Origin of the sequence: Streptomyces sp. NPDC051636 (assembly GCF_044453765.1) — a bacterium.
GTDB lineage: Bacteria > Actinomycetota > Actinomycetes > Streptomycetales > Streptomycetaceae > Streptomyces.
The window spans coordinates 423,029-449,007 of the sequence record NZ_JBITDA010000002.1 but is presented as its reverse complement, the minus strand read 5'-3'; the positions used below and the strand labels follow the sequence as shown (position 1 = coordinate 449,007).

22 protein-coding genes and 1 pseudogene are annotated in these 25,979 nt (G+C 73.1%); 8 read left to right on the top strand and 15 right to left on the bottom strand.

Annotated elements, in window-relative coordinates; genetic code table 11:
* Positions 1 to 9: 9 nt before the first annotated feature.
* Positions 10 to 2,394 (bottom strand): SpoIIE family protein phosphatase, encoded by a 2,385-nt coding sequence (locus ACIBBH_RS05700; protein ID WP_399402242.1) that lies wholly within the window; start codon positions 2,392 to 2,394, stop codon positions 10 to 12.
* A 256-nt stretch (positions 2,395 to 2,650) separates the two neighbouring features.
* On the opposite strand from ACIBBH_RS05700, the pseudogene ACIBBH_RS05695 reads away from it, so the two are divergent.
* Positions 2,651 to 2,868 (top strand): annotated as a pseudogene (locus tag ACIBBH_RS05695) (hypothetical protein); the annotation flags it as partial.
* 37 nt (positions 2,869 to 2,905) lie between these two features.
* Here ACIBBH_RS05695 and ACIBBH_RS05690 read toward each other — a convergent pair.
* A complete protein-coding gene (locus ACIBBH_RS05690; RefSeq protein ID WP_399402240.1) occupies positions 2,906 to 3,970 on the bottom strand; it encodes a GlxA family transcriptional regulator in 1,065 nt (354 codons plus the stop codon).
* Between the two features lie 149 nt (positions 3,971 to 4,119).
* Between ACIBBH_RS05690 and ACIBBH_RS05685 the strand changes: the two genes are divergently transcribed.
* Positions 4,120 to 4,419, top strand: coding sequence for a putative quinol monooxygenase (locus tag ACIBBH_RS05685; RefSeq protein WP_399402714.1), 300 nt, complete (start codon positions 4,120 to 4,122; stop codon positions 4,417 to 4,419).
* 378 nt (positions 4,420 to 4,797) lie between these two features.
* Here the strand turns inward: ACIBBH_RS05685 and ACIBBH_RS05680 are convergent, their stop codons facing one another.
* Positions 4,798 to 5,526: a 2OG-Fe(II) oxygenase gene (locus ACIBBH_RS05680; RefSeq protein ID WP_399402239.1), complete on the bottom strand. Its 729-nt coding sequence runs from the start codon at positions 5,524 to 5,526 to the stop codon at positions 4,798 to 4,800.
* A 14-nt stretch (positions 5,527 to 5,540) separates the two neighbouring features.
* Positions 5,541 to 6,044, bottom strand: a complete 504-nt coding sequence (locus tag ACIBBH_RS05675) for a methylated-DNA--[protein]-cysteine S-methyltransferase (RefSeq protein WP_399402237.1) — start codon at positions 6,042 to 6,044, stop codon at positions 5,541 to 5,543.
* A gap of 218 nt (positions 6,045 to 6,262) precedes the next feature.
* Between ACIBBH_RS05675 and ACIBBH_RS05670 the strand changes: the two genes are divergently transcribed.
* From ACIBBH_RS05670 to ACIBBH_RS05660, 3 genes are all read left to right on the top strand, one after another.
* Positions 6,263 to 6,502, top strand: a complete 240-nt coding sequence (locus ACIBBH_RS05670; protein WP_399402235.1) for a hypothetical protein — start codon at positions 6,263 to 6,265, stop codon at positions 6,500 to 6,502.
* Between the two features lie 3 nt (positions 6,503 to 6,505).
* Positions 6,506 to 6,883, top strand: a complete 378-nt coding sequence (locus tag ACIBBH_RS05665) for a toxin Doc (protein WP_399402233.1) — start codon at positions 6,506 to 6,508, stop codon at positions 6,881 to 6,883.
* Positions 6,884 to 7,266: 383 nt separating this feature from the next.
* On the top strand, positions 7,267 to 8,901 hold the full coding sequence (locus tag ACIBBH_RS05660; protein ID WP_399402231.1) for an RICIN domain-containing protein: 1,635 nt from the start codon (positions 7,267 to 7,269) through the stop codon (positions 8,899 to 8,901).
* Positions 8,902 to 9,101: 200 nt separating this feature from the next.
* Here the strand turns inward: ACIBBH_RS05660 and ACIBBH_RS05655 are convergent, their stop codons facing one another.
* The 3 genes from ACIBBH_RS05655 to ACIBBH_RS05645 all read right to left on the bottom strand — a co-directional run bounded on the left by ACIBBH_RS05655 (position 9,102) and on the right by ACIBBH_RS05645 (position 11,685).
* Positions 9,102 to 10,262, bottom strand: a complete 1,161-nt coding sequence (locus tag ACIBBH_RS05655) for a lactate 2-monooxygenase (RefSeq protein ID WP_399402229.1) — start codon at positions 10,260 to 10,262, stop codon at positions 9,102 to 9,104.
* A 91-nt stretch (positions 10,263 to 10,353) separates the two neighbouring features.
* A complete protein-coding gene (locus tag ACIBBH_RS05650; RefSeq protein WP_399402227.1) occupies positions 10,354 to 11,049 on the bottom strand; it encodes an alpha/beta fold hydrolase in 696 nt (231 codons plus the stop codon).
* A gap of 63 nt (positions 11,050 to 11,112) precedes the next feature.
* A complete protein-coding gene (locus tag ACIBBH_RS05645; RefSeq protein ID WP_399402225.1) occupies positions 11,113 to 11,685 on the bottom strand; it encodes a hypothetical protein in 573 nt (190 codons plus the stop codon).
* A 323-nt stretch (positions 11,686 to 12,008) separates the two neighbouring features.
* Between ACIBBH_RS05645 and ACIBBH_RS05640 the strand changes: the two genes are divergently transcribed.
* A complete protein-coding gene (locus ACIBBH_RS05640) occupies positions 12,009 to 12,440 on the top strand; it encodes a protease inhibitor (protein WP_399402223.1) in 432 nt (143 codons plus the stop codon).
* A 197-nt stretch (positions 12,441 to 12,637) separates the two neighbouring features.
* Here ACIBBH_RS05640 and ACIBBH_RS05635 read toward each other — a convergent pair whose 3' ends face one another.
* The 5 genes from ACIBBH_RS05635 to ACIBBH_RS05615 all read right to left on the bottom strand — a co-directional run bounded on the left by ACIBBH_RS05635 (position 12,638) and on the right by ACIBBH_RS05615 (position 15,801).
* On the bottom strand, positions 12,638 to 12,850 hold the full coding sequence (locus ACIBBH_RS05635) for a CDGSH iron-sulfur domain-containing protein (RefSeq protein ID WP_399402221.1): 213 nt from the start codon (positions 12,848 to 12,850) through the stop codon (positions 12,638 to 12,640).
* On the bottom strand, positions 12,831 to 13,505 hold the full coding sequence (locus ACIBBH_RS05630) for a HemK2/MTQ2 family protein methyltransferase (protein ID WP_399402219.1): 675 nt from the start codon (positions 13,503 to 13,505) through the stop codon (positions 12,831 to 12,833). The genes ACIBBH_RS05635 and ACIBBH_RS05630 overlap by 20 nt, the downstream gene beginning before the upstream one ends.
* Entirely contained in the window at positions 13,506 to 14,519 is a 1,014-nt protein-coding gene (locus ACIBBH_RS05625) for an iron-containing redox enzyme family protein (protein ID WP_399402217.1), read from the bottom strand.
* Between the two features lie 70 nt (positions 14,520 to 14,589).
* Complete coding sequence (locus tag ACIBBH_RS05620; RefSeq protein ID WP_399402215.1) at positions 14,590 to 14,769, bottom strand: hypothetical protein; 180 nt, start codon at positions 14,767 to 14,769, stop codon at positions 14,590 to 14,592.
* Positions 14,770 to 14,793: 24 nt separating this feature from the next.
* Positions 14,794 to 15,801 (bottom strand): Ppx/GppA family phosphatase, encoded by a 1,008-nt coding sequence (locus tag ACIBBH_RS05615; protein WP_399402213.1) that lies wholly within the window; start codon positions 15,799 to 15,801, stop codon positions 14,794 to 14,796.
* Between the two features lie 384 nt (positions 15,802 to 16,185).
* Here ACIBBH_RS05615 and ACIBBH_RS05610 point away from each other — a divergent pair, with 384 nt between their 5' ends.
* Positions 16,186 to 19,530 carry a substrate-binding domain-containing protein gene (locus tag ACIBBH_RS05610; protein ID WP_399402211.1) on the top strand — a complete coding sequence of 1,115 codons (3,345 nt, stop codon included), beginning with the start codon at positions 16,186 to 16,188 and terminating at the stop codon, positions 19,528 to 19,530.
* Between the two features lie 32 nt (positions 19,531 to 19,562).
* Positions 19,563 to 20,090, top strand: coding sequence for an SRPBCC family protein (locus ACIBBH_RS05605; protein WP_399402209.1), 528 nt, complete (start codon positions 19,563 to 19,565; stop codon positions 20,088 to 20,090).
* Between the two features lie 4 nt (positions 20,091 to 20,094).
* Here ACIBBH_RS05605 and ACIBBH_RS05600 read toward each other — a convergent pair whose 3' ends face one another.
* Genes ACIBBH_RS05600 through ACIBBH_RS05590 form a run of 3 tightly spaced genes read right to left on the bottom strand, consistent with a single transcriptional unit; the run spans position 20,095 to position 25,968 of the window.
* Positions 20,095 to 22,941, bottom strand: a complete 2,847-nt coding sequence (locus tag ACIBBH_RS05600) for an NHLP bacteriocin export ABC transporter permease/ATPase subunit (RefSeq protein WP_399402207.1) — start codon at positions 22,939 to 22,941, stop codon at positions 20,095 to 20,097.
* A gap of 1 nt (position 22,942) precedes the next feature.
* Positions 22,943 to 25,165 (bottom strand): NHLP family bacteriocin export ABC transporter peptidase/permease/ATPase subunit, encoded by a 2,223-nt coding sequence (locus ACIBBH_RS05595; RefSeq protein WP_399402205.1) that lies wholly within the window; start codon positions 25,163 to 25,165, stop codon positions 22,943 to 22,945.
* Complete coding sequence (locus ACIBBH_RS05590) at positions 25,162 to 25,968, bottom strand: HlyD family efflux transporter periplasmic adaptor subunit (RefSeq protein WP_399402203.1); 807 nt, start codon at positions 25,966 to 25,968, stop codon at positions 25,162 to 25,164. The genes ACIBBH_RS05595 and ACIBBH_RS05590 overlap by 4 nt, the downstream gene beginning before the upstream one ends.
* Between the last annotated feature and the right edge of the window lie 11 nt (positions 25,969 to 25,979).

The window sequence follows — 25,979 nt, the reverse complement described above, 5'->3', positions numbered from 1 at the left end:
TCTCGCCGGCTACGCGTCCCCGTACAGCGCCAGTTCCGCCCAGATCGTCTTGCCCTCCGCCGTGTGCCGGCTGCCCCACCGCTGCGTGAGCTGGGCGACCAGCAGCAGCCCCCGGCCGCCCTCGTCGAAGATCTTGGCGCGGCGCAGGTGCGGGGCGGTGTGGCTGGAGTCGGACACCTCGCAGATCAGCGTGTCCGCGTCGTGGATCAGCCGCAGCCGGATGGGACGGGAGCCGTACCGGATGGCGTTGGTGACCAGCTCGCTGACCACCAGCTCCGTCGTGAACGCGGCCTCGCTCAGTGACCAGCGGTCCAGTTGCTCGACCACCTGCTTGCGGATCGGGGCGACCAGCGCCGGGTCGGCGGGGATGTCCCAGGTCGCCACCTGGAAGGCGGGCAGCCCCTGGGTGCGGGCGAGCAGCAGCGCCACGTCGTCGGCGGCGCCGCCTTCCGGGAGCAGGGCGTGCAGGATGCGGTCGCAGGTCTCCTCCAGCGAGTCCGTGTACGTCCCCAGGGTCCGGCTCAGCAGCCGGTGTCCGGCCTCGGCGTCCCGGTCGCGGGACTCGATCAGACCGTTGGTGAAGAGGGAGAGCACGCTGCCCTCGGGCAGGTACAGCTCGGCGGACTCGAAGGGCAGCCCGCCGAGCCCGAGCGGGGGCCCGGCGGGAAGGTCGACCTGCCGGGGCTCGCCGCCGGGCGGGAGCAGCACGGGCGCGGGATGCCCGGCGCGGGCCAGCGCGCAGCGGCGCGAGACCGGGTCGTACACGGCGTACAGGCAGGTCGCGCCGACCTCGCCGGTGCTGCCCTCGCCGCCCGACTCCTCCGCCAGCCGCAGCACCAGGTCGTCGAGGTGGGTGAGCAGTTCGTCCGGGGCGAGGTCGATGTCGGCGAGGGTGCGCACGGCGGTGCGCAGCCGGCCCATGGTGGCCGAGGCCTGGACGCCGTGTCCGACGACGTCCCCGACGACCATGGCGACCCGCATCCCGGACAGCGGGATCACGTCGAACCAGTCGCCGCCCACCCCGGCGCGCGCCGCGGGCAGATAGCGGCAGGCGGCCCGCAGTGCGGCCGTGCGCGGCAGGGAGCGGGGCAGCAGGCTGCGCTGGAGGGCGAGGGCGGTCTCCCGCTCGCGGGAGTAGCGGCGGGCGTTGTCGATGCAGACGGCGGCGCGGGCCGTGACCTCCTCGGCGAGCAGCACGTCGTCCGCCGAGAACGGGTCGGGTCGCCGGTGCCGGGTGAACACGGCGACCCCGAGGGTCAGGCCGCGGGCCCGGATCGGCACGGACATCGTGGAGTGGATGCCGTACTCCCGCACCCGCTCGGCGCGCACCGGGCTCCGGTTCAGCCACGGCTCCAGGTCGCCGGAGGGCACGGAGGCGACGATCGTACGGCCCGCCACGAGCGAGTCGGCCTGCGGGGAGAAGGCGGGGTAGAACTCGACCTGCCCGACGTGGGCCACGGCCTCCGGGGTGCCCGGCAGCAGGGACCGGTGCACGACCCGGCGCAGCCGGACGGGCGCGGTGACCCGGGCCGGGGGCTCGCCGCCGGATTCCTGGGGGTCCAGCAGGTCGACGGTCATGAAGTCGGCGAGCGCCGGCACGCACACGTCCGCCAGTTCCTGTGCCGTACGGACGACGTCGAGCGTGCTGCCGATGCGCACGCTCGCCTCGTTCACGATCTGCAGCCGCTCCCGTGCCAGGTACTGCTCGGTGAAGTCGTGGGCGGCGACGCACACGCCGCGCACCCGCCCGGTGTCGTCGGTGATCGGCGCCATCCGGGCCAGCCAGGCGTTCGTGGGGCCGTCACCGCCGATCGGCAGGTACGTCCGCACGTCGTCGCCGCGGCCGCTGGTGAGCACGCGGTGCAGGTGCCGCTCGACGTCCGCGCTCTGCGGCCGGCCGCTCATCTCGGGCATCCGCAGCCCGCGCACGTTCTCCTCGGGCAGCCCGAGCACCTCGGCCATGGCGTCGTTCATCCGGCGCAGCCGCAACTGGTCGTCGTAGATGGCGACGGCGCAGGGTGACTGAAGGAGCCCGGTCCGCTCCAGCGGGTCGTCGGGGGAGCCTGGGCCGCCATCCCGCAGCGGCGTGACCACGAGCCAGTGGCCCCGGCCGTCCTTGTCCGGCGGCCGGTGATGGGCGAGCACCCAGACGGACACCGCGGAGCCGTCGCGGTGGCACAACGTGACGGTGCCCGACCAGCGGTCACCGCGCGGGGCGAAGGACAGCCGCTCGCCGCCGGAGGCCAGGAGGTTCACGGCGGGGCGGCCCACGACTTCGGCGGCGTGCCAGCCCAGCAGCCGCCGCGCGCCGCCGTTCCACTCGACCAGCGTTCCCGCGTCGTCGATGACGGCCCGCGCCGTGGCGGCGTCGTCGAACGGGTACACCGGGCTCATCGTGGCCACTCCATCGCGCACACTCACAGTGATCAGGTGCGTCACTCGGAGTTCCAGCCTAGTGGGTCCCGCTTCCGCGCGAACGTCGCCCTTGCACGGTGAGCGGTGCCGCTGTCAAGAGCCGATTCCGGCCGATGTGGTCACCGGCGCAGGTGCAGGCGCTCGCACCCTTAGCGGACACGTTTGGCACCACGCCAGATTCTGTTCGTTCACGATCAGTAGTGAGTACTTGTGGGCCCTATGGGGGAGAATCGCCGTGACGGTCACTCGCAGATCGGTTGGTCGCCGCCACGGCGGCCCCGACGGCCGGAGCGCTCCTGGGCGCGCCGGACGCCCGGGCCGCCGGGGGACGCCGCACCGCCTCCCTCCGGGACGGCTGGCGCTTCGCGCTGGTCAACCCGGGCGCCATCACCGACCCGACCGGCGCCTGCGCAGGCGCCGCCGATCCCGGCTACGACGACTCGGGCTGGCGCGATCGAAGGGCACGCTCGCCGGAGGAGCCAACGCGCGATCAACTGGAACGCGGCCCTGGCGTGGATGGCGTCGTTCGTGGCGGACCTGGGACAGCGCCTTGGGACTGGTGAGCTCGCATCCCGCGGTCGGTGCCGGCGGACGCGGCTCCGCCGCGCAGGCGGCCGGGGGTGGTGCCCAGGCGTTGGCGCAGCAGTGTGGTGAGCGTGGAGGCGTTCTCGTAGCCGACGCGGCGGGCGACGGTCTCGGTGGGGAGGTCCGTGGTGCGCAGCAGGTGGGCGGCCTGTTCGAGCCGGATGCTCTGGGCGAATCGCAGGGGTGAGATGCCCAGTACCTTGTCCACGGCCCGTTGGAGGGTCCGTTCGCTCGTCCCGACTGCCCGTGCCGCTTCGGCCATCGGCAGCGGCTGGTCGATGTGCGCGCGCACCCAGCTCTCGAAGGCGCGGACGGTGGGATCGGTGCGGGCGAGGTGGCTCGTGATGGCGTAACCGGCCTGGGTGGGGCGGTGGTCGACCACGAGGTAGCGGGCCGTCAGGTCGGCGAGGACCGGGCTGGCCTGGCGTACCAGGGCGAGGGCGAGATCGAGGTGGGCCATGGCGGCTCCGGCCGTGGTCACCCCCGGGGCGTGGGTCAGCATGTGGCTCTCGTCCAGGGCTACTTGGGGGTACGTCTGCCGGAAGGCCGGGGCCAGCCACCAGCTGGTGGTGGCGGCGAGCCCGTCCAGCACGCCCGCCTCGGCGAGGAGGAACGTACTGGTGCAGGCCGCGGCCAGGGGGACACCGTCGGCCCGGGCCCGCCGGACCGCCTCGCGTTCGGGTCCGCGTTCCGGGGCGGCCACCCATTCCAGCAGGGGTGCGGGCTGTCTGGGGCCGGCTCCCGGCACGACGAGGAGATCGGGCCGTGGGGCGTCTTTGACGGCTTGGGCCTCGATGACGTGCCCGGAAGCCGTCCGGACGGCACCGTGCCCGCTGACGCGCGTCACCTCCCAGCGCGGTGGGGGGTGGGGCAGTTCCTCTCGCAGCTCATTGGCCATCTGCAGGACGTCGAGGACCGTGGCCAGCCCGGAGTCGAAGAGGTCGTCCATCACCAGTACCGAAATCCTCATGGCGGAAACGGTAAAGCATCCGGCGGATCCGCCACTGCCTGCGTTCCCCCGGTCCCTCATACGGTGATCACATCGCACAACGGCGCGGCACCACACCGCACTCACCGCACACCGAGGAGCACTCCATGACCAACGCCCTTGTCCCCGACATCGCCCGCATCGGCCTGCTCGCCCGTATCGAGGCCAAGCCGGAGTACGTCCGTGAGGTCGAGGAACTGCTCACCGCAGCCCTCACCCCGGCACGGGACGAGGCCGGCACCACCTACTGGTTCGCGCTGCGCCTGGGCCCCACCACGTTCGGTATCTTCGACACCTTCGCCACCGAGAAGGACCGGACCGCGCACCTCCAGGGCCGGATCGCGGCGGCGCTCATGGACAACGCCCCCAAGCTGCTCGCCGAAGCCCCCGAGATCCTGCCCGTCGAAGTCCTGGCCGCGAAGCTCTCCTAGCCCGCCCCGCCCGCACGCCCGTCAGCACCCAGGGCACCACACGGAGCGACAGTGCCTTGACGGCGGATCAGGCGGCGGTGGATGGCGTAGAGCGGGGCCGGATGAGGCGGCCGAGGGGTCGCAGGCCCCGGCCCCCGTCATCGCGAAGGCGCTCGGCCACCACGGCAAGACCACCACACGCCTGGTCACCGTGGCCGGCGGAACCTGGAGCCGGTTCGCCCCCGGCGACCACCGACGGTGACGCCCGGGTACTTACCCCGGGTCCGCTGAGCCTCGCTTGTCCTCAACGTGGACGACGTGAAGTTCGGTGCCGTCAGCGACTCCCGAACAATGCGAGCCTGTCCCCGGTCCGGGACAGGTCTCTGCGGGCGGATCGGTTCAGGCCGCGTCGTGGAAGACCAGGCCCAGTGTCCGGCGCCGGCCGGAGCGGACGGTGCTCACGCCGTGCCGCACAGCTCCGGCCGACCAGCCGCGCTTGGTGCGGACCGGGTGGTCCCGGGTGGTGAACACCAGGCCGTGGCCCTGCCGGAGGACGGTGGCGGTGCCCCGGGACTGCGCGCGGGGGCGCTGCTCGACCATCAGGAACTCGCCGCCGGTGTAGTCGGCGCCGTACTCGTCGAGGGCGACGACGACCTGGAGCGGGAAGAGCAACTCGCCGAAGACGTCGCGGTGCAGGGCGTTCCAGTCGCCGGGGCCGTACCGCAGCAGGATCTGCGCCGAGCGGTCCTGTCCGGCGGCGTGGCAGCGGTCGAGCCATTCCTGGAGGCTGTCGGGCCAGGGGGCGGGCCGGCCCAGCCGGGCCGCCCAGTCGCGGGCGATCGGCAGCAGGCGCGGATAGAGGGCGGCGCGCAGGGCGGCCACCGGGGCGGGCAGGTCGTGCGTGAAGTAGCGGTACTCGCCGGAGCCGAACCGGTGCCGGGCAAGATCGACCGTGGTGCGGAACAGCTCCGGCTTCTCGTACAGGGCGGCCAGCTCGCCGCACTCGTCGGGGGTCAGCAGGGGCGCGGTGGGCGCACTGCCGAGCTCGTCCAGCTCGGCGGCGAGCACCGTCCAGTCGGTGCCGGCCACCAGGCGGCGGGCCTGGGCGGGCGTGGGAGTGAGGGCCATGGCTGCTCCTTCCCTCAGACGAGCATCGGCTGCAGCGCACCCTCGTGCGTGAGCAGCCGCACCTTGTTCTCGACCCCGCCCGCGTACCCGCGCATCGAGCCGTCGGCACCGATCACCCGGTGACAGGGGCGGACCAGCAGGAGCGGGTTGGCACCGATCGCCGCGCCGACCGCCCGCACCTCCGCCCTCGGCACGCCGAGCCGCTCGGCCAGCGCGCCGTACGTCGTCGTGGTGCCGTACGGGATGTCCTCCAGCGCCCGCCACACCCGCCGCCGGAACTCCGTGCCGTCGGCGGCGAGGGGCAGTGCGAACCGGGTGAGCCGGCCCGCGAAGTAGGCCGTCAGCCGGCGGTTCACCTCGGCGAACGCCGCGTCGTCACGCCGCCAGCCGGGACGCACGGCCGGGGCGGTGCGCTGCCCCGGCAGGGACAGCGAGGTGAGCGTGAGACCGGCGGGCGTCGCCTCGCCGGTCAGCAGCAGTTCGCCCAGCGGGCTGGGACGGACGGTGTAGACGGTCATGGCCGTTTCCCTCGATTTCCCTCGACGTCAGTCGGTTTCCCCAGGTTTCGCTCGGTCGCGATTGCCTGCCGGAGTACGAGTCTGCCGCCGCGCCCGCCGTCGTACCGGCGGAATCCGGACGTGGTGCTGTACGGATGTCGCACAGCGACGGTACCGTTGGATATGCCATCTGACCTGTGGGTATTTACGCCTGAGTACCCGCACGCTACCGTTGGGCCATGCCAGCTCTCAACGTGGAGTTCAGTGAGCGCGAGCTAGAGGACCTGCGGCAGATCGCCAAGGAGCGGGGTACGTCGATGAAGGCCCTGGTGCGCGAGGCGGCCGCGGCCGACATAGCCCGGCACCGCGCGCTGCAGGAGGGCGCGGAGGCGTTCCGCCGCTTCTTCGCCACGCACGCCGACGAGTTCGCGGAGGCGTTCCCGGACGACGAGCACCCCGGCAAGGGCGAGGCCGCCTGACCTATGCCGCCTAGCCTCCATATCGACGTGCCCTGGCTGCTCCAGCGCCACGAGGAAGTGCTGCCGGACCAGCCGACGATCAACGATTTCTCCGCCCTCGTCGCCGCCGTCGCCCGGCACCGCGTCGACCCGCCGCGCCTCGGTGTGGACTCCGACCCGGCCTGGCGGGCCGCCGCCCTGCTGCACACCCTCGCCCTGCTCAAGCCGCTGCCGTCGGCCAACGCCCGCTTCGCCTGCGCGACGGCGGTGGCCTACATGTTCGTCAGCGGGGCAGGCATCGACCCGCCCTACGGCGCCCTCGTCGACCTCGCCCGGGACCTGATGTCCGGCAAGACCGACGTCTACGGCGCGGCCGACCGGCTCCGCTCCTGGCAGATCTGATCGACCGCACCCGATCACCGGTCCGGCACCCGCCCTCGCCGGCAGGGGAAGCCGCCCCGGGCTGCGGCGCCCGCCCGGGGCCGCCGGCCGAGGGCGGGAGGAACGGGGCCGGCGGCCGGTTTCGCGCAGAAGAGCCGCCGTCCTGCGCGGGGCCTCCGAGGAAGGGCCGGTTCCCAGTGCACTACCCGGCGGCGTACGCCGGGAGCGTGCGCGGCGGGCCGGCGCGTGCGCGCGCTTCACACGGGGCGCATGGAAGAGCCGGGCGCCGGTTTTCTGACTTCCTGTCAATAATGCGGCCACGGGTGTCCCAACGCCTTGTTGGTCTTTGGTCGGTTGTGCCAAGGTGAACCACTCGAGCGCACACGCACCAGAGGATTCACTCCGTGCCCACCCCCCACCCCCCTCGTCCTCCGTATCCGCCGCCCGGCGGGGTTCCCGGGGAATCCGACGAGTCACTGGCCGGCCGGCTGCGTGGCCGGGCTGAGGGAGAGGCCGCCTCGGCCGACGCGCTGCTGATGGCACGGCACTGGCGGCCGGTCCAGGACTACGCGGCCATCTGCCTCGCCGCCCGGGACACCGTCGCCCACATGGTCACCGCCGAAGCCTTCCACCAGGTCCTCGGCCGACTGGCGCGGGGCGAGTCGGCCGGCGCGCTGCGGCCCCGGCTGCTGGTGACCGCGCGTGACACGGTCGCGCACTGGTCGGCCGACGACCGCCTGGCCGAGGTGCTGCCGGACCTGGCGAAACCGGCCGGAGGCCGCGGCATGCGCGCGGTGAAGTCCATGACCCCGGACAACCGCGTCCTCGCCGAGCGGTCCTTCCAGGGCCTGCCGCCGCTCGCGCGGTGCCTGCTGTGGCACACGGAGGTCGAGGCGGAGCCGCTCGCCGTCCCGGCCGGTCTGCTCGGCATGGACGCCGACACCGCGGCGGCCGCGCTCGACCAGGCCCGGGACGCGTTCCGCCAGGGCTGCGTCCGCGCCCACCGGGACCTCGCGCCGACGAAGGACTGCCGCTTCTACAACCGCCTCCTCGACGTGCCGATCCGGCGGGGCGGCACTCTGCTGCCGGACGTGCAGCAGCACCTGGCCGCATGCCGCTACTGCCGTTACGCCGCCGAGCAGCTCAGCCATGTCGAGGCCGAGCCCGGGATCCTGCTCGCCGAAGCGGTGCTCGGCTGGGGCGCCCGCCGCTACCTCGACTCCCGCCCCGGCCGGACCCGTTCGACGGCACCACGCACGCGGAGCACCTCCCGGCGCACCGGCGGACGGTCCGGCGGGGGAGGGCGGCACCGGGTGCTGGGGCGGATCCCCGTCCCCGCGCGCGGCGTCCCCTGGGCGGCCCGGTCGCCGAAGACGCTGCTCACCGGCGTCGGCCTGGCCTCGGCCGGACTGCTCGCGACCGTCCTCGTGGCCGGCCTGTCGCCGGACGGCGGGGACGGCACCGACCCGGTCGCCTCTACGGGCGTCTCCGGTGCGCGGGGGACGGCGCCCGGAACCGACTCCCCGCCCGGTACGGCGGGGCTGCCCGTCGCGAACCGGAAGACGCGGCTGCGCAACGCCGCGGCCGGGCTGTGCCTGGACACCGAGGGCAGGCCGAAGGCCGGCGGGGGCATCCTGCTGGCGGTGTGTTCCTCCGCGTCCACCCAGCAGTGGACGTACGAGACCGACGGGCTGCTGCGCAGCGCGGCCGACCCCGACCTGTGCCTCGACTCGCACGCGGACGCCGGCGTGGTCATCCTCGGCACCTGCGCGGACGCGAAGGCCGGGCGGGCCGACGACGTGCGCTACGACCTCACCGTCCAAGGCGAGTTGCTGCCCCGCTGGAACGAGACCCTCGCCCTCGCCACCGCCGGCGAGGACGCCGGCGCCGACATCGTCGTCAAGGTCCGCGACAGCTCCACCGGCCAGCGCTGGCTCACCGACACGCCTCCGGCCACCCCCGGCTCCCTTTCGATCACCGGCATGGACGGGCCGTCCGCCCAGCAGGTGGAACTGTCCGGCCCCGGCACACCGAGCTGACGGGCGCCGGGGCCTGCCCGGCGACCGAGCCGGGGCGGTCGGCCGGGACAGACATCCCCCACCCGGACGCCTGAGCCCGCCGGTCCTGCCGACGAAGCGTTCGCCGCCGCGGACAGTCAGGAGCGGGGGAGCACCCCGTCGGGGCCGGGTTGCTCGCCCCCCGCCGTCCGCCCCGGCCGGCCTCCGGAGGATCAGGCGGGTCACTCGGTCAGGTCCGCGGCGCCGACCGTGGCCGGGGTGGCGTGGCCGGACAGGGCGAGGGTGAGGTCGAACTCGGCGAGCAGGCAGCGGATGACGTGCTCGACGCCCGCCTGCCCGTCGAGGCCGAGCCCGTAGACGTACGGCCGTCCCAGCAGGACCGCCCGCGCGCCGAGGGCGAGGGCCTTGAACACGTCGTCGCCGGTGCGTACCCCGCTGTCGAACAGCACCGTCAGCCGGTCACCGACCGCCGCCGCCACCCGGGGCAGCGCGTCGGCCGCCGCGACGGAACCGGCCACCTGCCGGCCGCCGTGGTTGGACACCGCCACCCCGTCCATCCCGGCGTCGGCGGCCAGCCGGGCGTCGTCCGGGTGCAGGATGCCCTTGAGGACGATCGGACCGTCCCACTGCTCGCGCAGGAACGCCAGGTCCGGCCAGGTGTGGCTCGCGTCCCCGTACAGGCCGAGGAAGTGCCGTACCGCCGCGGCGGGATCCTTGTGCACCGGCTTGGCGAGCCCAGCCTGGAAGGCCGGGTCGGTGAAGTAGTTGGCGGTGCCCACCCCGTGCACGAACGGCAGGTACGCCTGGTCGAGGTCGCGCGGCCGCCAGGCCAGCATCGGCGTGTCCAGGGTGACGACCAGCACCGTGAACCCAGCGGTCCGCGCCCGGCCGAGGAAGCTCCGCGTCACCTCCCGGTCCTTGCCCCAGTACAGCTGGAACCAGCGCTCGCCGTTCCCCATGGCCTCGGCCACGTGCTCCATGGGCGTGCTGGACGCCGAGGACAGGATGTAGGGCACGCCCTGCGCGGCGGCGGCCCGGGCGGCGGCCCTCTCCGCCTCCGGATGCATGATCGACAGTACGCCGACGGGCGCCAGCGCCAGCGGAGCGGGCAGCGCGCGGCCGAGCACCTCCACCGACAGGTCCCGCTGCTGCACGTCCCGCAGGACGCGCGGGAGGATCCGCCGCCGCTCCAGGGCGCCCCGGTTGGCCCGCGCCGTACTGCCGTTGCCCGCGCTGCCCGCCACATAGCCGACCGGACCCGGCCCCAGCCGGTGCTCCGCCAGCTCCTCCAGCCGGGTCAGGTCGGTGGGCAGACGGGGCACGGCACCCGTCATCCCGTTCCGGTATATCTCGTACTGGAAGTCCGCCCAGTGCTTTGCCATATGTACGTCCCGCCTCTCGTCGCCTGTCGCGCCGTGCCGACGATACTGGCCGGTAGGCGCGGCCCCGTCCACGGGCTCGCACGCGCCGAGGTCAGGCGCGGGCGGCCGACTCGTGCAGGATCCGGGCCAGTTCGCCTGGCCGGGAGAACATCGGCCAGTGGCCGGTGTCCATCTCGACCAGCTCCCAGCGCTCGCTCTTCAGCAGCTCGGCCACCGCGGGCAGCGGTTCGCGTCCGTCCAGCACGCACTTGACGTACGTCGCCGGCAGCTCGCCCAAGGGGCGCTTCAGAACGGCCGGTTCGGTGAGCGTGGCGCCCGGGTGCGGGGTGCCCTCGGTGACGATGCGGTGGATCTGTTCGTCGGTCAGGTCCTGGCCCGCGTAGGCGGCCGGGGGAAGGGGCGGCCAGGCGCCGTCGGGCGCGTCGAGGGCCTGCCGTATGTGGTCACTGGGGAAGCCCGCCAGGAACGACTCCCCGTCCGCCGGTACGTTCGAGTCCACGAACACCACACGCCGCAGCCGCTCGCCGATCCGCTCGGCGGCCTGCCCGACGGGTATGCCCGAGTAACTGTGCCCGACCAGGACGACGTCCCGCAGACCCAGGCGCTCGACCTCGTCCACGATGTCCTGGACGTGCGTCTGCTGCCCGGCCGGGATCGCCTGTTTCTCGGCGAGGCCGGACAGGGTCAGTGGATGGACGTCGTGCCCGGCCGCGCGCAGGTCGGCCGCCACCTCGTCCCACGCCCACGCTCCGAGCCAAGCACCCGCCACCAGTACGTAGTTGGTCATGCCGACAACGTAGCCGAGGGGTCTGACATCGCCCCGGCCGCCGGCGTCTCACGGCCGGAGGTGTCACGCCTCGTCGGCGTCCTCGCCGTCCTCGGCCGGTGACCCGGCCACCTCATCGGCGTCCGGTCCCTGCGCGCGTACCCGCTGGACGTGTTCGAGGGACTCGCGCAATTCGCTGAGCCAGTCGTCGGTGTGCCGCTGGACCAGCCGCACGCACCAGGCGAGGGCGTCACTGCGGCTGCGCGCGACCCCGGCCGCGATCAGCGTGTCGAGGACCTGGCGCTCGGGCTGGCGCAGGCGGGTCATCACGGGCGCCGCGACGTGGGTGAACAGGGCGCGCTCACCGGCGCACTCCACGCCCCAGGACACCTTCCTGCGGAACCGGTGCTCGGCATCCCGGGCCACCGCGATCCGGGTCTCCCGGGTGCGCTCCCGGAACTCCTGAACGCGGCCCTGGACGGCCGCCTCCCGTTCGGCGTCCGAGGCGCCCTCGGCGAGCCGGGGTCCCGCGATGCGGCCGATCACGGTGATCTCCTCCCGGTCGGCGGTCACCTCGGCCAACTCCTCGAAGAGGTCGTCGGGCAGCCGGCCGGCGAACCAGCCGCGCAGCTTCTCTCGTTGCTCCGGGGTAATCATGTAATGACGATTACCCCACTGCATCACGAACACAAGGGGGTAACGAGAAGTGCGCCGACGGCTGAACCGGAATGTTTCAGGCCTATTAACGAAGTGGTGAAATCCAGCCACTTGACCACTTGGGGCGATCAAGAACCGCGCAGTTTCGGCATTGGAACGTTCGAATTCTGTGACTTCACGCCACTGATTCAACACGCAAGGTTACTGAAACCTGGGGGTTCGATGTGAGTTTCGGCGGCGGACTCGGCAGAGTGGCGCACGCCGCCCCGGCACCCACCGGGCCGGGACGGCAACCCGTCTAATCGAGCGGAAGGATGCACACAATGCGGACCACCGCGCGCTGGGCAGCGACCCTCGGCCTCACGGCCGCCGCCGTCTGCGGACCTCTGACCGGGGCCGCCGTCGCTGGACCGGACAGCGCCCCGCAGTCGCTCTACGCGCCCTCGGCCCTGGTGCTCACCACCGGCCACGGCCAGAGCGCCGCGACCGCCACACCCGAGCGCGCCGTCACCCTGACCTGTGCCCCGACATCCTCGGGCACCCACCCGGCCGCCGCCGAGGCCTGCGCCGAACTGCGCGGCGCGGACGGCGACCTCGACGCCCTCAAGAGCAGCGACGACGTGTTCTGCACCAAGCAGTGGAACCCCGTCGTCGTCACCGTCGAGGGGGTCTGGCAGGGCAAGCGCGTCTCGTACGAGCGCACCTTCGGCAACGCGTGCATGAAGGACGCCTACGGCGCCCTCTTCGCGTTCTGAGACCGGGATCGCCCGGTCCCCGCGACCGCCGGAACAGGCCCGCAGCTGGGGAGTGCGGACCCCTGTCTCGGGGACGGCGCGATCTCGCACCGGGGGTCGGACGGGCGGAGTGGGGCCGCCCGCCGGCTCCCGGTTTCACGACCGCTTCCCGGGCTGCCCGTGCCGGGGCATCCCGGGAAGCGGTGGAAAGAATCCCCTTACGCCTTCCGTCGGTGACTGGTGTCGCACCAGGGATAGCGACGGCTGCGCCGGCAGGTGCACAGGGCGACGCGGAACCGGTCCGAGGACACCGTGGTGCCGTCCTCCAGTTCCACCTCCACCGGGCCGTCGACGAGGATGGGGCCCCGCCGCTGCATCGTCACGCGCCGGGGCGGGGTCGGGCGCGGCGCGTCAGAGGGCACGTTCGGCACGGATGACCACCAGCTCTTCCTTCTCGTCGGCCGCCGACAGCAGCCCGCGCTCCCGCAGCCAGCCCTTCCTCGCCCGCAGCACGGGCCCGAAGGCGATCCAGCGGCGGCGGGTCACCGCGGCCTTGAGGCCGGCCGAGCGCAGCAGCTCCAGGGTCCGGTCGGGGCCGCTCAGCGCGGAATGGACGATCAGCAGGACCCCGCCGGGCCGCAGCAGGGCGGGAGCGTCCCGGCAGATCCGGTCCAGCACGAGCCGGCCGTCCTGGCCGGCGTCCCAGGCGCGGGACCTGCCGCGCGGCCTCCGGCGGGCCTCCGGGGCCGGTACGTACGGCGGGTTGGCCAGGATCACGTCGAAGGACCGTCCGCGCACCGGACCGAAGAGGTTCCCGCGCCGGATGCGAACCGGAAGGCGGGCCAGCCACGCGTTGAGCCGGGCCGTCCACACCGCCCGCCGGGACACGTCCACCGCGGTCACCTCGGCGCCCCGCCGGGCGGCGACCAGGGCGAGGGCGCCGCACCCGGTGCCCACGTCCAGCACCGGCGCGCCCCGCTCCAGCGGCTCCTCGGAGAGGGCTTCGGCCAGCAGCTCGGTGTCGTCCTGGGGGGCGTACACGCCCGGAAATACCAGTGCATTCACGGGACGCGGGTACCCCGACATTCAGGAGATATGGTCTGTTTCCCGCGTGAGGGGGGTGCGCAGGGAGGACCGGCCCGCGCGCCAGTCGTCCAGCAGCCGACGGCCGAGACGCTCCTCCAGGTACCCGGTCGCGTCGATGCCGAAGGCGATGTCGGCCGCCAGGTGCGGCTCCTCGGCGAGCAGACCGGCGATGACGTCGTGGCGTACCACCTGCTCGTGCACCGCATCGGCCTCGACGTGCTCGTCGTAGAAGAACTCCGCGGCCGGCCCGGCGCCCGTGCGGCGCATCGCCTCGGCCAGGCGCCGGGAACCGGGGGAGGAGGTGATCTCGACGGCGGCGAAGTGGCCCACCAGGGCACCCCGCAGCTCCCGGTGCAGGCCGAAGAGGGACATCAGGTTCACCGTCGCCAGCACCTCGGCCGTCGCCGCGTCCAGGTAGCGGCCGTACGTCGTGTCCAGGTCCAGGTCCGTCATCAGGTCGGCGAAGAGGCGGGCGTGCACCCGGTCGGGGCGGCCGCCGCCGTACTCGTCGAACTCCACGGCGGCCATCGCCGCCTTGGCCCGGCCCCACAGGCGCGGCAGCACCCACGCGTGCGGGTCGGCCTCCTTCAGGTGGTACAGGGAGCGCTGGGCCGCGTACTCGCGCAGCTGCCACAGTTCGCCCTCGTCGCGCAGGTAGTGGCTGACGCCCGAGCCGTCCACGGGCTCCACGAGGATCTCCGCGAGCGCGTCGTCGAGGCTGCCGTGCACCGGCGTGTCGGCGCGCAGGGCGGACAGGTAACGCCGCTCCATCGCCGCCCGGGCGCGCAGCAGCTCCGGGTCCCACTCGCGGTCCGGGGCGACGCCCGCGAAGCCGCGGTAGTGCAGCTCGTAGCAGAGGTAGAGGGCGAGCTGGAGGTCGTCGCCGTACACCTCCGCCGCCGCGACGGCCTCGTCGGACGGCGGCCGGCCGGCGCCGAGCAGGTACTCCTCGACGGCCGCGGAGACCGGGCCGCGGGCGGAGGGCAGCGCGGGTCCGTGGATGTGCTGTGCCATGGCGGCCGGGTACCCGGACGGGACCCGGCCATCCCCCGCGTGAGCCGCGCCACCTCCCCGTACGCCCTCCTCAGTCCCCCTGCGACTCCTCCTGCGCCTGTGCGTTGGGGGTGATGGCCTCCGCCGCCTCGCCCCGGTGTTCTTCGGAGCGGGGGGAGTCCGTGGTGCGCTTCGCGGCCCGGGCGGCCTCGTCGAGTACCTCTTCGAGGGCCGTCTCGGGACGGTCGTCGTGGTGTCCGGTGCCGGACATGGTTGTCTCCTTATCGTACGGGGCTCACTTCGCGGTGCTTGCGACGCGCAGGGGCACCGGCTCGGGCGGCGGGGGCTCCTCGGCGCGGCGGGTGGTCTCCGCCCACCAGGCCGGGCCGTCCTCGATGCGCCGCAGCAGGACGCCCTCGCGGATCGCCCATGGGCAGAGGGTGACCGCGCCGAGGCCGGTCAGTTTCATCACCGTGTGGCCGACCACCGCGCCGGCCAGGCTCTGCGCGGCTCGCGGCGCGGAGATGCCGGGCAGCCGGGCGCGCTCGGTGGCGGGCAGGGCGGCCAGCCGGCCGACCGCGTCGCGCAGGTCCTCGCGGCGCAGCATCCGCTCGACGAACGGCCCGTGACGGCCCGGCGGGGCGCCGCACAGGCGTCCCAGCTGCTGGAAGGTGCGCGAGGTGGCGACCGCGGAACGCGGGCCCTCCCAGCGGATCCGGGCGGCCACGTCCCGCAGCTGGTGACGGACCTTGCGCCGCAGGGCCCGGAGCAGCTCGGGCGACGGCGGGTCCTCGCCCGCGAGGAACTCGCGGGTCAGCCGTCCCGCTCCGAGCGGCAGCGAGGCCACGAAGTCCGGCAGCCGGCCGCGTCCGAAGGCGACTTCGAGCGAGCCGCCGCCGATGTCCAGCACCGCCAGCGGCCCGGCCTGCCAGCCCAGCCAGCGCCGGGCGGCCAGGAAGGTGAGCTCGGCCTCGACCTCGCCGGGCAGGGTGCACAGGTCGACCCCCGTCCCCGTCCGCACGGCCCGCAGGACCTCCGCCCGGTTCGGCGCGCCGCGCACCACGGCGGTGGCGAAGGCCAGCGGACCGGCCGCACCCCACCGGGCCGCGGTCCTGCTCGCCCCGGCCACCGCCGCCACCAGCCGCTCCACAGCCTCGTCGGGGATACGTCCCCCCGGTTCGACCTCCTCGGACAGGCGCAGCCGCCACTTGGCGGTGTGCACCGGAAGCGGCACCCCGCCCTCCGCGTCGGCCACCACGAGCCGGACCGTGTTCGACCCCACATCCACCACGCTGATCCGCATGGACTTCCCAGTACCCGCTGGCGGCGTCTCATGCCCATCGCGCCGGGCGGTACGGCATGGACTCGGCCACCCGGACCCCGGCGAGGGGCCGCCGTTTCCCTGCGGACGGCGGCCCCTCGGACCGACGGCGGCGGGATCCCCGCGGCCGTCGGGGACCGGCCCGTGCGTCCGATGGTGGCGTCCAGCGGTCGTCCGGGGAGAAAGCCGCGAGCAAAAAGAACAGGAACGAAACCGCTTCGTACAAACCGGGGCCTCTGCGAAACGGCAAAGTTTCGCTGGGTCTGTATGGCTCCGTAAGCGGCGCGTCTCCGATACGGTGGCGCCGTCGGCGTGGGGGCTCTGAGTCGAGGCTCGGTATCAGTGGCAGACACTTCTTCTGGTCAGGTGACGGACGCTGCTCCGGTGGTGGTGATCCTCACCGCGCTGCAGGTGGAATACGAGGCGGTACGCGTCCGTGTCACGGACGTGACGCGGGAGCGTCACGGCGGCACGATCTTCGAGCTGGGCCGGCTTCCCGGCACCGGCTGGAGCGTCGTCCTCGCCCAGACCGGACCCGGCAACGAGAGCGCGGCTCTGGTCACCCAGCAGGCGTACGACGCCTACCGCCCGCGGCTGGTGTTGTTCGTCGGCGTGGCCGGCGGGCTGAAGGACCAGGTGCGGATCGGTGACGTCGTCATCGGCGAGCGCATCTACGACTACCGCGAGAAGCAGGACCCCGGCGGCGCCCACTTCCGGCCGCGGGACTGGGAAACCCAGTACTGGCTGGTCCAGCACGTGCAGCGGATGTCCTTCGGACCCGAGGTCGGCCGGGTGCGGGTCGCGCCGATCGCCTCTGGCAACGTCGTCCTCGACAAGAAGGAGGCCGAACTCTCCGCCCTGCTCCGGGGAAACTACGACGACGCCCTTGCGATCGAGATGGAGAGCGCCGGGATGTGCCGGGCCGCCCATCACATCGGCCGCCTGGACACCCTGACGATCCGTGGGATCAGCGACATGGCCGACGGTGGCAAGCGGCTGGCGGACGCGGGCAGTTCGCAGGAGTTCGCGGCATGGAGGGCCGCGGCCGCCGCCGGCAACGTCCTCGCCTCCCTCCTACCGGACCGGGATACGGACACCGAGCCGAGCGGGGGACTGCCGCCGCTGAGCAGATCCGGCACGGGGGAACTGGGGAGCAGGGGCTTCGGGAGCGGGGGAGGCTCTGGAGCGGCGCACGGCTTGGGGGCGGTGTCCAGCTTAGGGCCGGGGTCTGGTTCCGGGGCAGGGGCCGGCTCCGGGGTGGCACCTGACTCGGGGGTGCTGTCCGGAGCAGGGCCGGGGTTCGATGGCGGCGTGGCGACCGCCTCTGAAGCGGCGCCCGGCTCGGGCTCGGGGCCTGGTTCCGGGGCAGGCACCGACTCGGGGGCGGCGCGCAACACGGGGATGGCGCCCGGCGCGGGGATGCCGCCCGGCTCTGTAGCAGGACCCGGCTCCGCGATGGTGTCCGGCTCCGAGACGGCTTCGAGTCCGGGCTCGGGGATTGGCTCCGGGACGGGAACCGGCTCGGGGGCGGCGCCCGACTCGGGCATGGAGACCGGGCCTGGCACAGGGGCCGGTCCGGGGATGGTGACAGGCCCCGGGGCGGCGCCCGACTCGGGGTCGCGCAACGGATCCGGGGCAGAGCCGGGCTCAGGGGTGGCACCCGGCTCGGGCTCGGCGACCGGCTCCGGGACAGAGTCCAGCCAGGGCGCAGAGCCCGACTCCGGGACGGTGACCGGCTCCGGCGCCCGCCGGAGCGCGTGGCGGCGGGTCCGGCGGCCGCGTCCTCGGCCCCCTCGGCCTTCCTGGGGGGCGGTGTTCGTCCGTCCGCCGACCAGGATGTCCGGGCGGAGACGGGCCGCGCTGACGACCTTCGTGGCCGTGGTGCTGGTGGCTGCTCTCGGCGCCGTCCTGATGAAGTCGTTGCCCGGTTCCGGTACGCCCGCCGACGCCAAGCCTTCCGGACTACCGTCCTGCGCGGCGTCCCGGGCGCAGGACACCCTGCACGTGTCCGCCTCCATCGACCTCTCGCTCTCCCTGGCCGAGGCGGCCGACCAGTACGGTACGCGGCGGAGCAGCGACGGCACCTGTGTGAAGGTCGAGGTGTCGTCCGTCAACTCCGGCACCGCGATGCGCGCCCTGGCGCGGGGCTGGGCCGAGGACGACGGGCGGCCCGACGTGTGGTCGCCGGCCGGCGCCGAGTGGCTCAGCCTGGCCCGGGCGCGGGCGAACGGGGCGGCGAAGAAGCTGCTGCCGGAGACCGCCCAGCCCCTCGTGACCAGCCCGCTGACGATCGCGATGCCCAAGCCGATGGCCGAGGCCCTGGGCTGGCCGGAGAAGACGGTCGGCTGGCAGGACCTGGCGACCTGGGCCAGGGATCCGGCGCACTTCTGGGCGCGGCGCGGCCAGAAGCAGTGGGGCTCGCTCAAACTGGGCAAGACCAACCCGGAATACTCCACCTCAGGGCTGAACGCCACCGTCGGCGCCTTCTACGCCAAGACCGGCACCAGCGCCGAACTCTCCCTGCGGGACATCGAATCGGCCGACAACCAGGCCTTCGTCAAGAACATCGAGAAGTCCGTGGTGCACTACGGCGACACGACCCTGACCTTCCTCGCCAACCTGCGCGCCGCCGATGACAAGGGCGGCGCCGACGAGGTACGGAAGTACATCTCGGCCGTGACGGTCGAGGAAAGCGCGGTCGTCGCCTACAACACGGGCTACCCCTGCGGGGCCTACAGCACCGAGCACGGATGCGAGAAGCGGAGCCGCCCGCGCACGCCGCTGGTCTCCTTCTACCCCAAGGAGACCAACCCCCTCAGCGACCATCCCTATGTCCAGCTGACCGACCTGAGCACGGCCAAGCAGCAGGTGTCGAAGGACTTCCTGCGCTACCTGCACAGCCCGGCCGCGTACCAGAAGTTCTTCGCGCCCTACGGCTACCGGACCTGGCAGGGCAAGGTCGAGGCCCAGGGGATCAACCAGAAGAACGGCGCCCTGAAGGAGACCGTCTCGGGTTACACACCACCCGACGGCAAGGTGCTCTACCGCGTGCAGAGCGTCTGGTCCAGCCTGCGGCGCCGGGCCAACGTGCTCGTGGTCATCGACACCTCCAAGTCGATGGACGAGCCGGTGCCGGGGACCGGCAAGACCAAGATGGAGCTGCTGAGAGAGGCCAAGAGCTCCCTCTTCCACGGCTTTGCCGACACCGACCGCGTGGGCCTGTGGAAGTTCTCCAACGCGGCGAGCCTCGACGGCGAACACCACTACGTCCCCCTCGTGGACATCGGCCCGATGGGGGAGAAGCCACCCGGCCGGCACGGCGCCACCCGCCGCCAGGAGCTCGTCGACGAGGTGGACGGTCTGGTCCCCGACGGCGCCACCGGTCTGTACGGCACGGTCGACGCGGCGGTGGACTCGATGCGCCGGGACTACGACCCGGACGCCATCAACGCGATCGTGTTCCTCACGGACGGCCGCAACGAGGGCGTCCCGCGGGAGCCGACCCTCCAGGAGGTCCTGGCCAGGATCGGCAGCCCGGACAAGCGGGTCCGTGTCTTCACCGTGGCTTATGGATCGAAGGCCGACCAGGACGACAAGAACGGCAAGAGCGTCCTGGAGGAGATCGCCGCCGCCACCGGCGCCCGCGCCTACGACGCGAAGAACCCGAAGATCATCAGCCAGGTGCTGGCCAGCGTGATCTCCAACTTCTGAATCTCCAGCCGGTGGGGAATATGCTGATCACCATGGCCGCCGCACTCACCGGTATCCACCTGACGACGGACGACGGCCGGCCCGCCGTCCGCTTCGGCCGCACCTACGACCACCCGGTCGACCGCGTCTGGCGCTTCGTCACCGACGCGGGCGAACTCGCCCAGTGGTTTCCGTCCCGCGCGGACATCGAGCTGCGCCCAGGCGGCATGATCGGGTTCAGTGGCGATCCGAACATGCCGCCGTCCACGGGCCGTGTCATCGCCGTGGACCCGCCCCGGCACCTGTCCCTGGAGTGGGGCGGTGACGAACTGCGCTTCGACCTGGAGGAAGCCGGCGACCGCCGCACCCGCCTCACCCTCACCGACGTCCTTGCCGCCGAGAACACCGCCGCCCGCAACGCCGCCGGCTGGGAGGTCTGCCTGGCCGCGCTGGACGCGAAGGCGCGCGGCGAGCGGCCGGCGGGGCCGCACGCCGGGGCGAGCGTGCTCTGGAAGGACTTCTACGACGGCTACGTCGAGGCCGGAGTCCCCTGCGGCGCCCCCGTGCCGGGCCTCGACTGACCTCTCACGCCAGCTGCCGCCGCACCAGCTCGTGCAGTCGGCCGCCGGTGTCCGCGAGCAGCTCGGCGGGCGGCCCCTGCTGGGCCACCTTGCCGTCCTCCATCACGATGACCCGGTCCGCGTCCAGCACCGTGGACAGGCGATGGGCGATGACGATGCGGGTGGCGTTCAGCATGCGGGTGCTCTCGATGACCGTGCGCTGGGTGTCGTTGTCCAGGGCGCTGGTCGCCTCGTCGAAGAACAGGATGCGCGGGCGGCGGATCAGGGCCTGGGCGATCATCAGCCGCTGCCGCTGTCCGCCGGAGATCGCGCCGCTGCCAGAGACGATCGTGTGAAGGCCCATCGGCATCCGCTGGATGTCCTCGGCGAGCCCGGCCATCTCCGCCGCCGCCATCGCCTCCTCCGGCGTGTACGGCTCGGTGCCGCAGATGACGTCCAGGATCGAGCCGGTGAACGGCTGGGCGTGCTGGAGCACCACCCCGCACTGGCGCCGCACGGCCGACTGGTCGAGGGCGGCCAGGTCCTGGCCGTCGTACAGGACGCTCCCGGAGACCGGTTTGTCGAAGCCGATCAGCAGCCTCAGAAGGGTGGACTTGCCGCAGCCGCTGGGGCCGACGATCGCCACGAACTCGCCGGCCCCGACCTCGAACGACACGTCGTCCAGGACCAGCGGGCCGTCGTCGGCGTACCGGAAGGACAGCCGGCGGGCCTCGACGGCCCCGGACAGCGGCCCGGGCCGGGTGCTCGCGGCCCGCACCTCGGGGGTCGCCTCGAGGACCGGCTTGATCTCCTCGAACAGCGGCAGCGCGGCCACCGCCGAGACGAAGGATCCGGTCAGCTGGGTGACCGAGGTGAGCAGCATGGTCACCGAGGTGTTGAAGGTGAGGAAGGCCGCCGCCGACATCGCGCCCCTCGCCGGGCCCGCGAGCAGCATGAACATCAGCAGGGTGCACACCGGCAGGTACACCGATCCCAGCACCGTGGTGAGGTTCTTGATGCGGCCCACCTTCTGCTGCAGCTCCCGGCTGCGCGCGAACTCGCCCGCCCAGGCCGCGTACGCGTAGTTCTCGGCCGCCGCCACCCGCAGCTTCGGCAGGCCGCGCAGGGTCTGGAACGCCTGGTTGTTCAGCTTGTTGCCGAGCGCCACCAGGCGCCGCTGCCAGCGCACCTGCCACAGCCCGAGCCCCAGGAACACCGCGCCGATGACCACGAGCATGCCGATCGCCGCCATCGCCATGGGCACGCTGTACCAGAACAGCAGGCCCAGGTTCATCGCGCCGACGGTCACCGACTGGGCGACCACCGGGCCGACGCCCGCGAGAAGCCGGCGGATCGCGCTGATGCCCATGGCCGCGCTGGCCAGTTCGCCGGTCGAGCGCTGGGTGAAGAACTTCGTCGGCAGGCGCAGCAGCCGGTCCCAGACGGCCGGTTGGAGCGTCGCCTCGATACGGCCCTCGAGGCGCAGGACGGTCAGGTTCTCAAGCAGCATGAAGGCCGCCGCCACCACACTGCTGACCATCACCGCCAGGCAGACCTGCACGATCAGCCCTTCCTGCGCCTTCGGCACGTACTCGCCGAGCACCTTGCCGGTCGCGATCGGCACCAGCGCGCCGATCGCCACCGTCACCAGCCCGGCCAGCAGCAGGTTCACCAGGTCACCGCGTGTGCCGCGCGTGCTGAACCGGAGCAGGCCGAGCGGGCCGAGGCGGCGCTCGGGCAGCGGGCGGTAGAACATCACCGCGCGCGGCTCGAACTCCTCCGCGTTGGCCCGCTCGATCGGCGTCTCCCGCCCGGTCGCCGGATGCACGGCCACATAGCCGCCGCGCCGCCACAGCAGCGCCACCGGCGCCCCCGACAGGGCCCGGTGGCCCACCAGCGGGCCGACGTTCTCCCGCCACCAGCGGCCGTCCAGGCGTACGGCCCTGGTGCGCACCCGGGAGGCGAGGGCCACCCGCTCGACCGGGTCGAGGCGGTCGCCTCCGGTGCCGCTCTGCGCGGGCTCGGCGAGGGTGATCCCGGCCGCCCGGGCGACCAGCTTGCAGGCCGCGTAGGTCGCGTCGGCGTCGGCGGCCGTGGTGCGCTTGGCCGACGCCTTGCCGATGGACGCCAGCAGGGTCCGGTCGGCCTGCGCGCGGACCGCCTCACCGGCCTTGATCCCGGCCGCCGTCCGCGTCTCGTGGGTGCGCTCCAGCTGCTCGATCCAGCGGTCGAGGGTGGTCAGCAGCCGGTACTGCTGGTCGACCATGCTCTGCCACACGGCCGGGTCCATCAGCAGGTCGGCGGCGGCCTCGGCTCCGTAGAGCGACCCGTACTGCACGCTGCCCGGCGGCACCTGCATCCAGAAGACGTCCTCGTCGCCCCCCACGCTCGAATCGGCTCGCGCGGGGGCACTCCCGTCTTCGGAAGCCGGGTCGCCGGCCATCGGTGCCTGGAAGAGGACGGACTGGCTGCGGCCGACACCGAGCGCGAGCGCGTACTCCAGCGGGCTGGACGTCGGCGGCAGGTACTGGGGGTTGCCGTACTCGTCGTACGACCAGGTCTGGGTGTGGGCGGGCTGGTAGAGCTCACGCAGTCCGATGCGGTGGACCACGCAGTCCCTGAGCGGGCGGGCGACCAGGGTGTGCTGCGGTCCGGCGACGGGGCCGAGCAGCAGCGAGCCCGCCTCCAGGCGGCCGAGGTGGTGCCAGTGGCCCTGCTGCACGGCGTCCACCGCGAACAGGTCCACGGCGCCCGCCGCGACCAGCCACAGTACCTGCGGGTCCTCCAGGTCCAGCCGGTTCAGGCCGGCGCAGTCGATCGGCGTGCCCAGCGTGCCGAACGCGCCCAGTACGAGGTCGTCCACGGCTCTCATCTCACCGCTCCCTGACCAGCGCGGCGTACGCGCCGCCGCGCGCCACCAGTTCGGCGTGCCGCCCGCGTTCCACGATCGTGCCGTGCTGGAGCACGACGATCTCGTCGCTGTCGCGCACGGTGCTCAGCCGGTGGGCGATCACCACGCAGGCGCAGCCGCGCCGGCGCAGGTTGTCCATCACGACCTGCTCGGTCTCCGCGTCCAGCGCGCTGGTCACCTCGTCCAGGACGAGGATGCTGGGGCGCCGGACCAACGCCCGTGCGATCTCCAGGCGTTGCCGCTGCCCGCCGGAGAAGTTGCGGCCGTCCTGCTCGACCCTGCTGTGGACGCCGCCGGGGCGGCGCATGACCACGTCGTACAGGGCGGCGTCCCGCAGGGCCTCCACCACGGCGTCGTCCGGGATCGACGGGTCCCACAGGGCCACGTTGTCACGGACCGAGCCCTCGAAGAGGAAGACGTCCTGGTCGACGAAGGAGACGGAGGCCGCGAGCGCGCCGCGCGGGATGTCCTCCAGACGCTGCCCGTCGATGCGGATCACGCCCTCCCAGGGCGTGTACAGGCCGGAGATCAGCCGGGAGACGGTCGACTTGCCGCTGCCCGAGCCGCCGACCAGCGCGACCTGCCGGCCGGGACCGACGGTCAGGTCGAAGCCGGTGAGCAGCGGTTTGTCGAGGGGGCTGTAGCCGAAGGCGATGTTCTCCAGCTCGACGTGCCCCTGCAGGCGCCGCGTCGAGTCACCGGCGCCCGGGCGGGCGTAGAGGGGGTCGGCCCGGAAGTTCTCCACGTCCTTCAGGCGGGCCACGTCGGCGGCGAAGTCCTGGATGCGGCCCGCGACGCCGTTGAGCCGGGTCAGCGGGGCGGTGAAGCGGGTGACCAGCGCCTGGAAGGCGACCAGCAGACCGACGGAGATGTGGCCCTCGACCGCCCGCATGCCGCCGATCCACAGGATGAGCGCGCTGTTCAGGGTGGCGAGCGTCGGGGCGACCACGCCGAGCCAGGCGCTCGGCACGCCGAGCCGCTGCTGTTCCTCCAGCGTGGTGGCGTGCTGGCCGGCCCACTTGCGGAAGTAGCCGTCCTCGCCGCCGGTCGCCTTCATCGTCTCGATCAACTGGAGGCCGGTGTAGGAGGTGTTGGTCAGCCGTGCGGTGTCCGCCCGGAGCTTCGCCGTACGCGTCGCGCGCAGTCGTACGACGAACCGCATCGCCACCACGTTGAACAGTGCCACGCCGATGCCGACGAACGTCAGCTGCGGGTCGTAGGTGTACAGCAGTACCGCGTACAGCACGACCACCACCGCGTCCACGCCGGCCGCCGCGAGGTCGCGGGCCAGGGTCTCGGCCACCTGGTCGTTGGACTGCAGGCGCTGCACCAGGTCGGCCGGGCTGCGCTGGGCGAAGAAGGTCACCGGCAGCCGCAGCAGATGGCGCAGGAAGCGGGCGCTGGAGAGGGTGGAGGAGACGATGCGGCCGTGCAGCAGGTTGGCCTGTTGCAGCCAGGTCAGCACCACCGTGAGCAGTACGCACGCGCCCATCGACGCGAACAGCACGCCCAGCAGCGAGGTCCGACCGCCGATCAGGAACGTGTCGATGTAGGTCCGGCTCAGCGCGGGCACCGCCGCGCCGACCGCCACCAGCAGCAGGCTGGCCAGCACCGCGGCGGGCAGCGTGCCGGCCGTGCCGCGCAGCCGGGCGGGCATGGCGCCGAGGACGCCGGGCCGGCGTCCGCCCTTCTTGAAGCCGTCGCCCGGCTCCATGACCAGGACGACCCCGGTGAAGCTGCCGTCGAACTCCTCCATGGGCACGAAGCGGCGGCCCTTGGCGGGGTCGTTGACGTACACCCCGCGGCGGCCGAAGCGGCGGCCCATGCCGTCGTAGACGACGTAGTGGTTGAACTCCCAGAAGAGGATGGCCGGTGCCCGCACCCCGGCGAGGGCGGCCAGGTCCATCTGCATGCCCTTGGCCGTCAGGCCGTAACTGCGGGCCGCCTTCAGCAGGTTGCTGGCGCGTGAGCCGTCCCGGGAGACGCCGCAGGCGATGCGCAGCTCCTCCAGGGGGACGTGGCGGCCGTAGTGGCCGAGGACCATGGCGAGGGAGGCGGCGCCGCACTCGACGGCCTCCATCTGGAGCACGGTGGGGGTGCGGACGGCGCTGCCCCGTGCCTTGGGGACCGTGCGCCGGGGCGGGGCGGCCCGGCGTCTGCCGCGGGTTTCCTGGGCGGTGGTCACGGGAGCAGCCAATCGACGGGACGCTGGTCGGCCAGCCGGATCGAACCCGTGGCCAGGGTCATGGAGTCGAGCCGGTACGGCGGCCCCTCTGCGGAGCTCCACCGGTAGCCGCTCTTCGTACCCGAGGACGTGTCCAGTTCGACGAGCACGGCCACCGGCCGTCCCTTCTTGGTGAACTGCTCGCCCAGCTGGCTGTCCCCGAGGAACGCGGCGATCGACTGGGCGGACTGCGCGGTGCGGTCCACCGACTTCACGTGGCCGCGCAGGATCCCGTACTCCTGCGTGGACACCGACGACACGGTCAGGTCGACGGGGGCGTGCGCGGGGATCGAGGCGGCGTTCTCGGCGGGGACGTACACCGTCGCGTACAGCGGGTCCGAGGCGTGGGCGACCTTCTCCACCGCGGCGACGTTCGCGCCGGTCCGGATGATCTGCCCGATGGTGGCCGCGAGCGCGGTGACGCGGCCTGCGGCGACCGTGCGGACGACGGAATCGCCCTGGCCGGTACGCACCTTCAGGACGGGGGAGTTGGCCGGGAGCCGTTCGCCCTGTTCGGCCAGGACGGCGGTGACCTGGCCGGCGACCGGGCTCTGCAGCACGTAACTGCCCTCGGCGTGCGTGAGGATCGCGGGCGCGCTGACGGTGGAGGCGACCGAGCCGGTCACCGCCCAGACGGATGCGGCGGCCATGGCGACCACCGAGACGGACAGCGCGAGCCAGCCCTGGGGACGGGCCAGGCGCACCGGAAGGTCCAGCTCTTCCGGCGACTGGAGCTTGGCGAGGGCCTGTTGGCGGAACTGCACGGGACTTTCCC